General features: G+C 59.2%; 14 protein-coding genes. 11 read left to right on the forward strand and 3 right to left on the reverse strand.

Translation table 11 applies throughout. The features are described from left to right. The first annotated feature begins 3 nt into the window (after nt 1-3). Genes GC127_RS06025 through GC127_RS06035 form a run of 3 tightly spaced genes read left to right on the forward strand, consistent with a single transcriptional unit; the run spans nt 4 to nt 3,804 of the window. Complete coding sequence (locus tag GC127_RS06025; RefSeq protein WP_008281586.1) at nt 4-1,098, forward strand: microcin C ABC transporter permease YejB; 1,095 nt, start codon at nt 4-6, stop codon at nt 1,096-1,098. 7 nt (nt 1,099-1,105) lie between these two features. Beyond that, nucleotides 1,106-2,212: an ABC transporter permease gene (locus tag GC127_RS06030; protein ID WP_081508572.1), complete on the forward strand. Its 1,107-nt coding sequence runs from the start codon at nt 1,106-1,108 to the stop codon at nt 2,210-2,212. A 2-nt stretch (nt 2,213-2,214) separates the two neighbouring features. Then, complete coding sequence (locus tag GC127_RS06035; protein ID WP_254700229.1) at nt 2,215-3,804, forward strand: ABC transporter ATP-binding protein; 1,590 nt, start codon at nt 2,215-2,217, stop codon at nt 3,802-3,804. Between the two features lie 5 nt (nt 3,805-3,809). On the opposite strand, the gene hemN is transcribed toward GC127_RS06035, so the two are convergent. Beyond that, nucleotides 3,810-5,165: an oxygen-independent coproporphyrinogen III oxidase gene (gene hemN, locus GC127_RS06040; RefSeq protein ID WP_151977029.1), complete on the reverse strand. Its 1,356-nt coding sequence runs from the start codon at nt 5,163-5,165 to the stop codon at nt 3,810-3,812. 83 nt (nt 5,166-5,248) lie between these two features. Here hemN and fnrL point away from each other — a divergent pair, with 83 nt between their 5' ends. After that, the gene (gene fnrL, locus GC127_RS06045) at nt 5,249-5,995 is read left to right on the forward strand and encodes a transcriptional regulator FnrL (RefSeq protein ID WP_008281590.1); all 747 of its coding nucleotides are present in this window, start codon (nt 5,249-5,251) and stop codon (nt 5,993-5,995) included. A 91-nt stretch (nt 5,996-6,086) separates the two neighbouring features. Here fnrL and GC127_RS06050 read toward each other — a convergent pair whose 3' ends face one another. After that, nucleotides 6,087-6,926, reverse strand: coding sequence for a universal stress protein (locus tag GC127_RS06050; protein WP_151977031.1), 840 nt, complete (start codon nt 6,924-6,926; stop codon nt 6,087-6,089). 202 nt (nt 6,927-7,128) lie between these two features. On the opposite strand from GC127_RS06050, the gene ccoN reads away from it, so the two are divergent. The 4 genes from ccoN to ccoP are packed head-to-tail and all read left to right on the forward strand — an operon-like array spanning nt 7,129 to nt 10,556. Further along, a complete protein-coding gene (ccoN, locus tag GC127_RS06055) occupies nt 7,129-8,733 on the forward strand; it encodes a cytochrome-c oxidase, cbb3-type subunit I (protein WP_008281593.1) in 1,605 nt (534 codons plus the stop codon). A 14-nt stretch (nt 8,734-8,747) separates the two neighbouring features. Then, nucleotides 8,748-9,473: a cytochrome-c oxidase, cbb3-type subunit II gene (ccoO, locus tag GC127_RS06060; RefSeq protein WP_008281594.1), complete on the forward strand. Its 726-nt coding sequence runs from the start codon at nt 8,748-8,750 to the stop codon at nt 9,471-9,473. 12 nt (nt 9,474-9,485) lie between these two features. Continuing rightward, on the forward strand, nt 9,486-9,680 hold the full coding sequence (locus GC127_RS06065) for a CcoQ/FixQ family Cbb3-type cytochrome c oxidase assembly chaperone (RefSeq protein ID WP_008281595.1): 195 nt from the start codon (nt 9,486-9,488) through the stop codon (nt 9,678-9,680). Between the two features lie 3 nt (nt 9,681-9,683). Then, nucleotides 9,684-10,556 (forward strand): cytochrome-c oxidase, cbb3-type subunit III, encoded by an 873-nt coding sequence (gene ccoP / locus GC127_RS06070; protein ID WP_008281596.1) that lies wholly within the window; start codon nt 9,684-9,686, stop codon nt 10,554-10,556. Nucleotides 10,557-10,719: 163 nt separating this feature from the next. Here the strand turns inward: ccoP and GC127_RS22760 are convergent, their stop codons facing one another. Continuing rightward, nucleotides 10,720-10,875, reverse strand: a complete 156-nt coding sequence (locus tag GC127_RS22760; protein WP_157132409.1) for a hypothetical protein — start codon at nt 10,873-10,875, stop codon at nt 10,720-10,722. A 101-nt stretch (nt 10,876-10,976) separates the two neighbouring features. Here GC127_RS22760 and GC127_RS06075 point away from each other — a divergent pair, with 101 nt between their 5' ends. From GC127_RS06075 to GC127_RS06085, 3 genes are all read left to right on the forward strand, one after another. Further along, complete coding sequence (locus GC127_RS06075) at nt 10,977-11,864, forward strand: LysR family transcriptional regulator (protein ID WP_151979652.1); 888 nt, start codon at nt 10,977-10,979, stop codon at nt 11,862-11,864. Nucleotides 11,865-11,960: 96 nt separating this feature from the next. Beyond that, nucleotides 11,961-13,397, forward strand: a complete 1,437-nt coding sequence (ccoG, locus tag GC127_RS06080) for a cytochrome c oxidase accessory protein CcoG (RefSeq protein ID WP_081508571.1) — start codon at nt 11,961-11,963, stop codon at nt 13,395-13,397. Beyond that, nucleotides 13,397-13,852, forward strand: coding sequence for a FixH family protein (locus GC127_RS06085; protein WP_198133595.1), 456 nt, complete (start codon nt 13,397-13,399; stop codon nt 13,850-13,852). The genes ccoG and GC127_RS06085 overlap by 1 nt, the downstream gene beginning before the upstream one ends. Nucleotide 13,853 lies beyond the last annotated feature (1 nt).

A 13,853-nucleotide genomic window follows, 5' to 3' on the forward strand; every position in this document is an offset into this window, starting at 1 on the left:
GAGATGGGGGCCTATATCCTGCGGCGGCTGTTGCTGATCGTGCCCACGCTCTTTGGCATCATGGTGATCAACTTTGCTCTGGTGCAATTCGTGCCGGGTGGCCCGGTCGAGCAGATGATTGCCAATATGCAGGGGCAGGGCAATGTGTTCGAGAGCTTTTCTGGCTCTGGCTCTGACACCGGGCAAGAGATGGTGGGGGCTGCCGGTGGCAATGACCAATACCTTGGGGCGCGGGGCCTGCCGCCGGAACTGATCAAGGAGCTGGAAGAGCAATTCGGGCTTGATAAGCCGCCCTTGGAGCGGTTTTTCAACATGATGTGGAATTACATGCGCTTTGACTTTGGCGAGAGTTATTTCCGCAAGATCGAAGTGCTGGATCTGGTTCTGGAAAAGATGCCGGTTTCCATTACGCTGGGCCTGTGGTCGACGCTTATTGCCTATATCGTGTCGATCCCTCTTGGTGTGGCCAAGGCGGTGCGCGACGGCACCAAGTTTGACACATGGACCAGCGGTGTCATCATCGTGGCCTATGCTATTCCGGCGTTTCTGTTTGCGATCATGCTGTTGGTGCTGTTCGCCGGGGGCAGCTATTTCCAGATCTTCCCCTTGCGTGGCCTGACATCGGATAATTTCGAGCAACTGAGCCTGTTGGGAAAAATCGGCGACTACCTCTGGCATATCGCCTTGCCGGTCCTTGCCTCGACCATTTCGGCCTTTGCGACGCTGACGCTGTTGACCAAGAACAGTTTTCTCGACGAGATCAAGAAACACTATGTGATGACCGCGCGCGCCAAGGGGCTGAGCGAACGCAAGGTTCTGTACGGGCATGTGTTCCGCAATGCGATGCTGATCGTGATTGCGGGCTTTCCGGCGGTGTTCATCGGGGTGTTTTTTGGCGGTTCTGTCCTGATCGAGACGATTTTCAGCCTTGATGGCCTAGGGCGGCTGGGGTTTGAGGCCGCCGTGGGGCGCGATTATCCGGTGATGTTCGGAACGCTCTTTCTCTTTGGCCTCATCGGTCTTGTGGTGGGGATCCTGTCTGACCTGATGTATGTGCTGGTTGATCCACGGATCGACTTTGAAAAACGGGAGGGCTGATCGGGTGATCCGTCTCTCGCCGCTCAACCAACGCCGGTGGCGCAACTTTCGGCGCAACAATCGGGCCTATTGGTCGCTGATCCTGTTTTCGGTGATTTTCACCATCACGCTCTTTGCCGAGTTTGTGGCCAATGACAAACCGATCCTCGTGCAATATCGCGGCGAACTCTACATGCCGATTTTCAGGTTTTATCCGGAAACAGAGTTTGGTGGCGATTTCGAGACCGAGGCGATTTACCGTGACCCCGAGGTGCGCTGTCTGATTGCGTCGGGTGGATTGGATATCTGTTTTGACGATCCCGAGGGCGTGATTGTGGATGCCGAAGATGGGGTGGTCGAAGGCGAAGAGATTGCCAAGGGTTGGGCGATCTGGCCGCCCATTCCCTATAGCTACAATACTACTGTGGACCGGCCCGGTGCGGCCCCGCTGCCGCCCAATGGGCAAAATCTGCTGGGTACGGATGACACCAAGCGCGATGTGCTGGCGCGGGTGATTTATGGATTCCGGTTGTCGGTGCTGTTCACGCTGATCGTGACGGCGCTCTCGTCGGTGATCGGCATCGCGGCGGGGGCGGTGCAGGGCTATTTTGGCGGGCGCACTGATCTTATTTTCCAGCGGATCATCGAAATCTGGGCCTCGACCCCGCAGCTTTATGTGATCATCATCCTTTTCGCGATCCTACCGCGCAGTTTCTGGCTGCTTGTCGTGATTACGGTGCTGTTTGGCTGGATGGCTTTGGTGGGTGTGGTGCGGGCCGAATTCCTGCGCGCGCGCAATCTGGAATATGTGCGTGCGGCCAAGGCGTTGGGCGTATCCAACCTCACGATCATGTTCCGTCACATGCTGCCAAATGCCATGGTGGCGACGCTGACGATGCTGCCGTTTGTCATCACCGGGACGATTTCGCTTTTGGCGGGATTGGATTTTCTGGGCTTTGGCCTGCCGTCCTCGGCCCCGTCGCTTGGGGAGTTGACGCTACAGGCCAAGCAGAACCTGCAAGCGCCCTGGCTCGCCTTTACCGCCTTCTTTGCCTTTGCCATCATGCTGTCGCTCTTGGTCTTCATTTTTGAGGGCGTGCGCGATGCCTTTGACCCCAGAAAGACCTTTGAATGAGTATGCTGGATGTCAAAGACCTGCGGATCAGTTTTCGGCAGGACGGGCAGGTCATCCCGGCGGTCAAGGGCGTGTCGTTCAGCGTGGACCGGGGCGAAACCGTGGCGCTTGTGGGCGAGTCTGGCTCGGGCAAATCGGTGACGGCGCTGTCGACCGTGTCGCTTTTGGGGTCGTCGGCGCAGGTCACAGGCTCTGTCACCTATGCCGGGCAAGAGATGGTCGGCGCGGATGAACGGCGCCTGCGGCAGGTGCGCGGCAATGACATCAGTTTCATCTTTCAAGAGCCGATGACATCGCTCAACCCGCTGCACACATTGGAAAAGCAGTTGCGAGAAAGCCTAGAGTTGCATCAGGGGCTGACCGGCGATGCGGCGCGCGGGCGGATTGTGGAACTGCTCGAGCGGGTGGGTATTCGTGACGCGGCAAGCCGTCTGGGGGCCTATCCGCATCAGCTATCTGGCGGGCAAAGGCAGCGGGTGATGATCGCCATGGCCTTGGCCAACAAGCCCGACATCCTGATTGCCGACGAACCGACCACCGCGCTGGATGTGACCATTCAGGCGCAGATTCTGGAATTGCTGGCGGAGTTAAAGCGCGAAGAGGGGATGGGCCTGCTCTTTATCACGCATGATCTGGGGATCGTGCAGCGCATTGCTGACCGGGTCTGCGTGATGAAAGACGGCGAGATTGTCGAGGCTGGGCCAGTGGCGGATGTCTTTGCAGCCCCTCAGCATGCGTATACCCGCAAACTGCTGAGCGCGCGGGCTGTTGGGCTGCCGTCGCCGGTGACAGAGGGTGCGCCGGTGGTGGCTGAAACCCATGACTTGCGGGTGTGGTTCCCGATCCAGAAGGGGTTTTTGAAACGCACTGTGGGGCATGTGAAGGCGGTGAATGCCGCCACGCTCAGCGTGCGGGCGGGCGAAACCCTAGGCATCGTGGGCGAGAGCGGGTCGGGCAAGACCACGCTGGCCTTGGCGATCATGCGGCTGATTGCGTCTGAGGGCGGCATCCGCTTTGCGGGTGAAGATGTGAATGGCTGGTCCACGCGCGAGTTGCGGCGTCGGCGGGCCGAAATGCAGATCGTATTTCAAGACCCATTCGGAAGCCTGAGCCCGCGCATGACCGCCGCGCAGATCATTGCCGAGGGGCTGGGCGTGCATGGCAACCCCGATGGGCGGCCCGAGCGGGACTTGGTGGCAGAGGTGATGGACGAGGTGGGGCTGAACCCTGCCATGATGGATCGCTATCCCCATGAATTTTCAGGTGGGCAGCGGCAGCGCATCGCGATTGCCCGCGCCATGATCCTGCGGCCCAAGCTGGTGGTATTGGACGAGCCGACCAGCGCGCTGGACATGACCGTGCAGGTGCAGATCGTCGATCTCTTGCGGGAATTGCAGCGGAAATACGCGCTGGCCTATCTCTTTATCAGCCACGATCTGCATGTGGTGCGCGCCATGAGTCACCGGGTGATGGTGATGAAAGATGGCGATGTGGTCGAGGCGGGCGATGCCGAAACATTGTTTACCGCGCCGCAAACCGACTATGCGCGCAAGCTGCTGGCAGCGGCGCTTGAGGGGCGCACAGAGGTGTGATCCCCTCAGATCGCCGAAGAATGGCCGTCGGCGTTCATCTCATAGGTGTCGAACTGGCGCGCGATCATGCGGGTCAGCGGGCGCGCCTCGAGCGGGATGGAAAGGCCGGTGGCGTCGAGTTTCAGATGCCCGTCAAAGCGGCGTTCCACGGCAGAGAGCATCGCCTGCAACTCTGCGGCGGGGATGGCAAATTCGCGGAAAATCTCGGCGCTATCAATGCGGAAATCGCACATCAGCATTTCGATCATACGCGAGCGCAGCTTGTCCTCGGGGGAAAAGATATGGCCGCGCGTGGTTGAAAAGCGTCCGTCGCGGATGGCACCGGTATGGGCCCCTGTCGCGGGGGCATTCTGCGCATAGCCTTGCGGAAAGCGCGAGATGGAAGAGGCCCCCAAGCCGATCAACACCTCGGCGGTGTCGTCGGTGTAGCCTTGGAAATTGCGACGCAGCAGCCCGGATTTTTGCGCCACGCTCAGCCCGTCAGAGGCGGTGGCGAAATGGTCGATACCGATTTCGTCGTAATTGTCCCACAGAAACAGACGGCGCGCGGTTTCAAACAGGGCCAGACGTTCTTGCGGTGTGGGCAGGGCATCCGAGGGGATCATCTGTTGGCGCTTGGCCATCCACGGCACATGCGCATAGCCATAGAGCGCAACGCGGTCGGGATTGAGCGACAAGAGTTTCTGCACGCTCTCGGTGATGCGGGCGCGGTTCTGATGTGGCAGACCATAAAGGATATCGGCATTCAGGCTTTTGACGCCGCGGGCGCGGATTTCATCGACCGCGTGGCGGGTGATGTCATAGCCCTGCATCCGACCGATGCTCTTTTGGATTTGCTCGTCAAAATCCTGCACCCCGATTGAGGCGCGGTTCATACCGGCCCCCGCGAGCGCGTCGAGACGCGCGGCGTCTATTTCATTCGGGTCAATCTCGACCGAGAATTCGGTGGTGTCGGTAAAGGGGGCGATATCACGGATGGCCCCCGCCAATTCGCTCATCATGCCGGGCGAGAGAAGCGTGGGCGTGCCGCCACCCCAATGCAGGCGCGACAGGCGCACACCGCGTGGAAGCTGCCGACCCAGCATCGCGATCTCGGTCTTGAGCGTTTCAAGATAGGCCGCGACGGGGGCATCTGTCTGGGTGCCTTGGGTTCTGCAGGCGCAGAACCAGCAAAGCCGCCGACAGAACGGCACATGTACATAGAGAGAAATCTCTGCGCCTTCTGGTATCGCGTTGATCCAGCTTGTAAATTGATCCTGTCCCACATCGCGGTTGAAGTGGGGCGCGGTCGGGTAGCTGGTGTAGCGCGGCACTTTGGCATCAAAGAGACCCAGTTTGCCTAGTTGAGTTTTTGTGTCCATACCCCTAGAGTTAACAGGAACTTGCCATCCCGCATTGATTTAAATCAACCGACCCTGACAGCACCCCGAATAGTGGAAACTCCATGCTGAAAGAGAAAGCCTCGATCATCCCCCATGAATGCGGGGATTGTCCGATCCGGCATCGGGCCGTTTGTGCGCGATGCGAATCCGATGAATTGGCGCTGCTGGATCAGATCAAATACTACCGAAGCTACGAATCGGGGCAGACCTTGATATGGTCTGGCGATCCGATGGATTTCGTGGGTTCGGTCGTATCGGGGATTGCGACGCTGACCCAGACGATGGAGGACGGGCGCACGCAGATGGTGGGCTTGCTCTTGCCAAGCGATTTCGTGGGCCGCCCGGGGCGCAGCAGCGCTGCCTATGACGTTGTGGCGGTGACCGATATGGTGATGTGCTGTTTCCGCAAGAAACCGTTTGAAGAGATGATGGTGCGCACGCCGCATATCGCGCAGCGCCTGCTCGAAATGACGCTGGACGAGCTGGATGCGGCGCGGGAGTGGATGTTGGTTTTGGGCCGCAAAACGGCGCGCGAAAAAATAGCCTCATTAATGGCGATCATTGCGCGGCGCGATGCCACGCTGAACATGAACGGCACGCGCGGGCCGCTGGTGTTTGATCTGCCGCTGACGCGCGAAGCGATGGCGGATTACCTCGGCCTGACGCTCGAAACGGTAAGCCGTCAGGTGTCCGCTCTGAAAAAGGACGGGGTCATCGAGCTTGAGGGCAAGCGCCGCGTCACCGTGCCGGATTTCAACCGCCTGCTGGAAGAGGCGGGTGATGACAGCGACGGCGGCATGCTGATCTGAGGCCTTGCGTCTTTTGCAGGGCTTCATCTGGCTCTAAATACCTCGGGGGTTTGGGGGCTGGCCCCCAATCCGCCCAAGCTGCGCTATTTCCCTAATGCGCCATGAAAACCGGCATGGTCGCCTGTTCCAGCATATAGCGGGTGGCACCGCCAAAGATTGCCTCGCGAAAGCGCGAGTGGCCATAGGCCCCCATCACCACCATATCGGCATCCATATCGCGGGCATGGCGCAAGAGCACGTCCGAGACACGGGGTAGGGTTTTGGAGAGCACGTCAATCTCGACCTTGACGCCGTGACGCGCAAGGTATTGCGACAAAAGCCCACCGGGATCCGAGCGGTTGGGCCCATGCGTCGGCGGGTCGATCACCACCACATGCACCACATCCGCCTCTTTCAGCAGGGGCAGGGCGGCGCGCACGGCGCCAAGCGCCTCGTTGCTTTCGTTCCAGCCGATCATGATCCGGCCCGGATTGGGCACCGGCTCGCCACCGGCGGGGGCGATAATGACCGGGGTCCGCGCCTCGAACAGGGCCGATTCGGTCGCAGGTTCCAGTTCGGCTCCGCGGCCCTTGCCATAGGGCTGCGCCAGAATGACCAGATCCGAGAATCGCGCCCGGGCCGCAACATGCCGCCCCAGATCGGCCAATTGGCTGACGCCCGCCTCAACCGCCCAACGTAGGGATGAATTCTTGAACAGGGCGCGGGCTTTGGTCTCGATGGCGGTGGCCTCTTGCTGGGCGCGGGCAATCGTTTCTTGCAGCACGATGGCGCTGGCGCCCGAATAATAATAGCCCGATTGGCTTCGATCCACGCCCAAGCAGAGCACATCAAGATGGGCATCATAGCGGGCAGCCATGCTGGTGGCATGGGCCAAGGTTTCCTCAACAAGGGACTCATCGGTCAAAACGGAAAACAGGCTGTTGTAGGTCATGTCGCATTCCTTTGACTGTGTCACACGTTATGTCACCTTAGGAGTGTATTGCCGGGGCTGCCTTGACGCGGATCAATTGATCAAAGTCAGTGTTTTGACACAGATCAAGGATAGTTGAGTCTGACCCTAGCATTACGGTCACAGTCTAACGCGCCTGCGCGGGTCACGGCGACTCGGGCAGAAAGAGACGAAGGGACGCAACATGACGAATTATATCAAGCTGATCGTGCTTGGTCTGGTCACGCTTCTGGCGTTGATCGCGGCCAATTATGCGCGCGATCTGGCCTATCTGGTCAACGCGCTGACGGTGGCGTTGGTGGCTGGTGGGCTTTTTCTGTGGACCCTGCGCCACACAGACGAACCGAAATCCCAAGTGGATCTGTCGGGGGAATACATGGATGGCGTGGTGCGCGCCGGGGTGATTGCAACGGCCATCTGGGGCGTTGTCGGTTTCCTTGCGGGCACGTTCATTGCCTTTCAGCTTGCCTTTCCTGGGCTCAATTTCGATTGGGCGCAGGGTTATGCGAATTTTGGTCGGTTGCGTCCGCTGCACACCTCGGCGGTGATTTTCGCCTTTGGGGGCAATGCGCTGATCGCCACGTCGTTTTACGTTGTACAACGCACCTCTGCGGCGCGTCTCTGGGGCGGCAATCTCGCGTGGTTCGTGTTCTGGGGCTACCAACTCGTGATTGTTCTGGCTGCGACCGGCTATTTGCTGGGTGCCACGCAATCCAAGGAATATGCAGAGCCTGAATGGTATGTCGATCTGTGGCTGACGGTGGTCTGGCTGGCCTATCTGGCTGTGTTCCTGGGCACGATCGTCAAGCGCAAAGAGCCGCATATCTATGTCGCCAACTGGTTTTACCTGTCGTTCATCATCACGGTGGCAATGCTGCATGTGGTCAACAACCTGAGCATTCCGGTCTCGATCTTTGGCTCCAAGTCGGTGCAGGTCTTTTCCGGCGTGCAGGACGCGATGACACAGTGGTGGTATGGCCATAACGCCGTGGGCTTTTTCCTGACGGCAGGTTTCTTGGGCATGATGTATTACTTTGTGCCCAAGCAGGCCGAACGCCCGGTTTACAGCTATAAGCTGTCGATCATCCACTTTTGGGCGCTGATCTTTATCTACATCTGGGCTGGTCCGCACCACCTGCATTACACGGCGCTGCCGGACTGGGCCTCGACGTTGGGCATGGTGTTCTCGATCGTGCTGTGGATGCCGTCCTGGGGTGGGATGATCAACGGTCTGATGACGCTTTCGGGGGCATGGGACAAGCTGCGCACCGATCCGGTGATCCGGATGATGGTGATTTCCATCGGGTTCTACGGCATGTCCACCTTTGAAGGGCCGATGATGTCGATCCGCGCGGTCAACTCGCTGTCGCATTACACGGACTGGACCATTGGGCACGTGCATTCTGGGGCGCTTGGCTGGAACGGTATGATCACCTTTGGGGCGCTCTACTTCCTTGTGCCGAAGTTGTGGAACCGCGAGCGGCTCTATTCGCTGAGCCTTGTGAGCTGGCATTTCTGGTTGGCCACCATCGGCATCATTCTCTACGCCGCTGCCATGTGGGTGACGGGGATCATGGAGGGCCTGATGTGGCGCGAAGTTGATGCCAACGGTTTCCTCGTGAACTCGTTCGCCGATACCGTGGCCGCAAAGTTCCCGATGTATGTGGTGCGCGGTCTGGGTGGGGTGTTGTTCCTCTCTGGTGCGTTGATCATGTGCTACAACCTCTGGATGACTGTGACACGTTCGCCGGCCGTCGCGCCTGTGAACAGTGCAGTCCCGGCTGAATAAGGAGGGCCGGAGAGATGGCAATTCTGGACAAACACGCAATCCTGGAAAAGAACGTCACGCTTTTGGCGATCTTTGCCTTCCTTGTCGTCACGGTTGGGGGGATCGTGCAGATCGCCCCGCTGTTCTGGCTTGAAAACACCATCGAGGATGTAGAGGGCATGCGCCCCTACTCTCCGCTGGAGTTGACGGGCCGCGATATCTACATCCGCGAGGGCTGTTACGTCTGCCATAGTCAGATGATCCGCCCGATGCGCGATGAGGTCGAGCGCTATGGGCACTATTCGCTGGCGGCGGAATCGAAATATGACCACCCGTTCCAGTGGGGGTCCAAGCGGACGGGTCCGGATCTGGCCCGTGTCGGCGGGCGCTATTCGGATGACTGGCATGTCGATCACCTGCGCGACCCGCAGTCGGTTGTGCCAGAGTCGGTGATGCCGAAATATGGCTTTCTCGAAAACCGGATGATCGAGCCTGCGCATATCGAGGATCTGCTCAAGACACATCGTTTGGTGGGCGTGCCCTATAGTGACGAGATGATCGAGAACGCCAAGGCTGACTTTATGGTGCAGATTGATCCCGATGGCGATACCGAGGGTCTCTTGGCGCGCTATCCCAAGGCACAAGTGCGCAATTTCGACGGGCAGCCCGGGATTTCCGAGGCGGATGCGCTGATCGCCTATTTGCAAATGCTGGGGACGCTGGTTGATTTCTCGACCTTCACCCCGGACGCGAGCCGGTAAGGGAGCGAACCGATGGAAACCTATTCGCTGTTGCGTGAATTTGCCGATAGCTGGATGTTGCTGGCACTCTTTACGTTCTTTGTTGGCGTCGTGTTCTGGGTGTTCCGCCCCGGCGCCACCAAGAGCTATGAGAACCCGTCAACCATCCCGTTCCGGCACGAAGACAAACCGGCCCCGACCAACGGCGCCCGGCACGAGGAGGCATGAGACATGGCCAAACAACCCAATAAGAAGAACCAAGAGGTCGAAACCACCGGCCATCAATGGGACGGGATTGAAGAGTATAACAATCCCCTGCCGCGCTGGTGGCTGTGGACGTTTTACGCCTGTATCGTCTGGGCGCTGTGGTATGTGGTGGCCTATCCGGCATGGCCGCTGGTTCAGGGGGCCACGGCTGGCTACAAAGGCTGGTCGACGCGCGCCAATGTGGCGGTCGAATTGGCCGAGGCCGAAGCCGCCAATGCCGAGATCAACGCCAGGCTGGCCTCGGTCGAGCTGACCGAGATTGCAGGTGATCCTGAATTGCAGGGATATGCCACATCGGCGGGTAATGCCGTGTTCAAAACATGGTGCGCGCAGTGCCATGGCTCGGGGGCGGCAGGTGTTCAGGCGGGTGGCTATCCCAACCTTCTGGATAACGACTGGCTCTGGGGCGGCACGATCGAGGACATTCATGCCACGATCGCCCATGGTATCCGAAATGAGGAAGATCCGGATGCGCGCTATTCGCAGATGCCTGCCTTTGGCGACATTCTCGAATCGGCGCAGATTGATCAGGTGGTCAACTATGTGATGTCGCTGTCCGGTGAGCCGCAGGATGCCACGTTGGTTTCCGATGGTCAGGCCGTGTTCATGGACAATTGCGCGGCATGCCATGGCGAGGCCGCAGAGGGCGATATCTATCAGGGCGCGCCGAACCTTGCCGATGCGATCTGGCTCTATGGTGGATCATTCGACACGATCAAGGAAACCGTGATCTATTCGCGCTTTGGCGTGATGCCGGCGATGGGCGGGGCCGACCTGAGCGAAGCCGAAATTCGCGCCGTGGCGATCTATGTCCACCAGCTTGGCGGCGGCGAGTAAGCGCCAGCCCTAAAAGAATACCCCGAGCCGCAAAGCTCGGGGTTAGGCACCGGTCCTTCCGTTCTGTTCGCGCGTTTCCTGGAAGGGCCGGTGCTGATTACCCATAGGTTCAGTGCGACTGTCAACTGGTTGGCCCCCTTGTGGGCCTTTTTTGTTTTGCGCCTCAGTAGCGGCGGCGTCCGATAAGATGCGCTTCGATCTCGGCCCCTGTCCGCGTGCCAAAGCGGTCTGCCGGGGGCCAGTGGAGAGGGGTCTGACGCGGCGGGGCTTGATCCATACGGGTGGCGTTCATGAAAGTATTGGCAAGAATTCCGAGCATTGTTTCGTCCTTTCGATCTGGCATTTCTGTGTTCATCATGATGAAAACGGACGTAAATAACGAATCTGGAAAAATTTCGATTTGTAAGATATGGTTACATGATGGATTGGCTGTCTCTTCCTCCTTTGACCGCATTGCGGGCCTTTGCGGCCTTGGCCGAAACCGGCGGCACGGTGGCTGCGGGTGACCGGCTTAATGTCAGTCATGCGGCGGTAAGCCAACAGATCAAGCAGCTTGAGGCGCATGTAGGCCTGGCGCTTGTCGACCGTAGCGGGCGGCAATTGCGCCTGACCGCAGAAGGCCAATATCTGGCGGATGCCCTGTCGCTTGGCTTTGGCGCGATTGCGCGCGCGGTCGAATCGCTTTCGCAGCGCAATTCCGAGCGTCCTTTGCAGATCTCGACCACACCGAGTTTTGCGGCGCATTGGCTGATGCCTTGCTTGGGTGATTTTCGCCATCGCCATCCTGACATTGACCTTATGATCGACCCGACCCCGCGGTTGGTTGCGCTAGAGCCGGGCGGTATAGACATCGCAATCCGCTATGGGCCCGGTAAATGGCCGGGGCTGGAGGCAGAGCTGCTGTTCTCTTCGCCCATTGTCGCGGTGGCTGCCCCCCGCCTTATTGAGGGGCGGCGGATCGAAGAGCCATCAGATCTGGCCGATTTGCCTTGGCTTCAGGAATTCGGCACCAATGAGGCAAGCGACTGGCTGCGCCGTCGGGGTGTCACGCGCGAGCGGGCAGCCGGGCTGATGCAGGTGCCGGGCAACCTGTTGCTGGACGGATTGCGCGACGGGCAGGGGGTTGCCGTGACGGTTCTGGACTGGGTGCGTCAGGATATCGCGGCGGGTCGCCTACGGCTCTTGTTTCAAGACCATGAAGACAGCGGTTATCATGTGGTGGCGCGTCCTGGCGTGCTGCGCCCTGCGGCGCGGACCTTTGTGGTCTGGCTGCGGCGCATGGCTCGACAACATAGCGTGGCGCAATAGATCGATTCAGGATTCAGAATTTGATGCAGGTCAAAGCTGTTGCGCCCGCATCCTGACAGAACACGATCAAGAGAATGATCATACCGGAGTATGTCCGTGGCCGATTCCCATCCAACCGAACCGCAATCCCTCTATGCTGCGCGCGAACCGGTGTTTCCCAAGAAGGTGTATGGCAAGTTCCGCAACCTGAAGTGGGTCATTATGATCGTCACCTTGGGCATCTATTATGTGACGCCTTGGATTCGCTGGGATCGGGGGGCTGCGCTGCCGGATCAGGCGGTTTTGCTGGATCTCGCCAATCGGCGGTTTTTCTTTTTCTGGATCGAGATTTGGCCACACGAGTTCTATTTCGTGGCCGGTCTTTTGGTGATGGCGGGCTTGGGGCTATTCTTGTTCACCTCGGCGCTGGGCCGGGTGTGGTGTGGCTACGCCTGTCCTCAAACGGTCTGGACTGACCTTTTTATTCTGGTCGAGCGTTGGATCGAGGGGGATCGCAATGCGCGGCTGCGCCTGCATCGGCAGAAAAAATGGGATGTTCGCAAGGCACGTCTGCGGCTGACCAAGTGGATCACATGGCTATTGATTGCGGTGGCCACGGGGGGCGCTTGGGTGTTTTACTTCACCGATGCGCCGACGCTGTTGGTCGATCTTTTTACCCTCGACGCCCATCCTATCGCCTATACCACGATTGCGGTGCTGACCGGCACGACGTTCTTTTTCGGCGGGTTCGCGCGCGAGCAGATTTGCATCTATGCCTGCCCCTGGCCACGTATTCAGGCAGCGATGATGGACGAGGACACGCTGACCGTCGGCTATCGCGAGTGGCGGGGCGAGCCGCGCAAGAATTCAGAGGCGGTCAAAGAGGGCGCGCCGCAGGGTGATTGCATCGACTGTATGGCTTGCGTCAATGTTTGCCCGGTGGGGATCGACATTCGCGATGGTCAACAATTGGAGTGCATCACCTGCGCGCTTTGTATCGACGCCTGCGATGACATCATGGCCAAGATCGGCAAGCCGCGTGGTCTGATCGACTATATGGCCTTTACCGATGAAGAGGCAGAGCGGGCGGGCGGCAAGCCCAAGCCGATCTTCAAACATATCCTGCGCCCACGCACGATCCTCTACACCGCGCTCTGGTCGCTGGTGGGGATCGGGCTTGTGTTTGCGCTGTTCATCCGGTCGGATATCGACCTGACTGTCGCACCGGTGCGTAATCCGACCTATGTCACCCTGTCCGATGGCTCGATCCGCAATACCTATGAGGTGCGCATCCGCAACATGCAGCACGAGACGCGCGAATTCGAGGTTACGGTCAAGGGCAGCCCGGCCATTGCTGTCGAACTGGAGGGGGCGGAAGCGGGCCGGATCAGCGTTGCCGCCGATGAAATGTACCTGCAGCGGGTTTATCTGGTGGCACCGCCGGGCTCTGAGCCCGCCACGGCCGAGCGCAGCGATGTGCGGATCTGGATCGAGGATCTGACCAATGGCGAGCGCGCCTATAAGGACACAGTCTTTAACGGAAAGGGAGAATGATGGCCGAGCGTCAAATCACCGGCAGGCATGTGTTGATCGGCTTTGTCGGGGCTTTTTCCGTGATCATCGGCGTCAATCTGGTGCTGGCGTATTCAGCGGTGCGAACCTTTCCGGGGCTTGAGGTCAAGAATTCCTATGTGGCCAGTCAGGAATTCAACGAACGCAAAGCCGCGCAAGAGGGGCTGGGCTGGACCGTGGTGGCGGATCACGCGGGCGGGCTCTTGATGCTGCATATCACCGATGTGGCTGGCAATCCCGTCGAGGTGGCGCAGCTTGAGGCGACCGTGGGGCGGGCCACCCATGTGCAGGACGACCAGACGCCCGACTTCAGCTATGATGGGCAGGCCTATGTTGCCCCGATGGATCTGGGCGATGGCAACTGGAACATCCGCATGAAGGCTTGGGATCGTGACGGCACTCTTTTTCAACAGCGTGTCGTTCTGCATAAGGAATAGA

This window comes from Roseovarius sp. EC-HK134 (assembly GCF_902498815.1).
GTDB lineage: Bacteria > Pseudomonadota > Alphaproteobacteria > Rhodobacterales > Rhodobacteraceae > Roseovarius > Roseovarius mucosus_A.

Coding starts and splice junctions, on each gene's coding strand:
- GC127_RS06025 (WP_008281586.1), top strand. CDS start 4: ATGGGGGCCTATATCCTGCGGCGGCTGTTGCTGATCGTGCCCACGCTC.
- ccoO (WP_008281594.1), top strand. CDS start 8,748: ATGGCAATTCTGGACAAACACGCAATCCTGGAAAAGAACGTCACGCTT.
- GC127_RS06035 (WP_254700229.1), top strand. CDS start 2,215: ATGCTGGATGTCAAAGACCTGCGGATCAGTTTTCGGCAGGACGGGCAG.
- fnrL (WP_008281590.1), top strand. CDS start 5,249: ATGCTGAAAGAGAAAGCCTCGATCATCCCCCATGAATGCGGGGATTGT.
- GC127_RS06050 (WP_151977031.1), bottom strand. CDS start 6,926: ATGACCTACAACAGCCTGTTTTCCGTTTTGACCGATGAGTCCCTTGTT.
- GC127_RS06065 (WP_008281595.1), top strand. CDS start 9,486: ATGGAAACCTATTCGCTGTTGCGTGAATTTGCCGATAGCTGGATGTTG.
- GC127_RS22760 (WP_157132409.1), bottom strand. CDS start 10,875: ATGCTCGGAATTCTTGCCAATACTTTCATGAACGCCACCCGTATGGAT.
- hemN (WP_151977029.1), bottom strand. CDS start 5,165: ATGGACACAAAAACTCAACTAGGCAAACTGGGTCTCTTTGATGCCAAA.
- ccoP (WP_008281596.1), top strand. CDS start 9,684: ATGGCCAAACAACCCAATAAGAAGAACCAAGAGGTCGAAACCACCGGC.
- GC127_RS06075 (WP_151979652.1), top strand. CDS start 10,977: ATGGATTGGCTGTCTCTTCCTCCTTTGACCGCATTGCGGGCCTTTGCG.
- GC127_RS06085 (WP_198133595.1), top strand. CDS start 13,397: ATGGCCGAGCGTCAAATCACCGGCAGGCATGTGTTGATCGGCTTTGTC.
- ccoN (WP_008281593.1), top strand. CDS start 7,129: ATGACGAATTATATCAAGCTGATCGTGCTTGGTCTGGTCACGCTTCTG.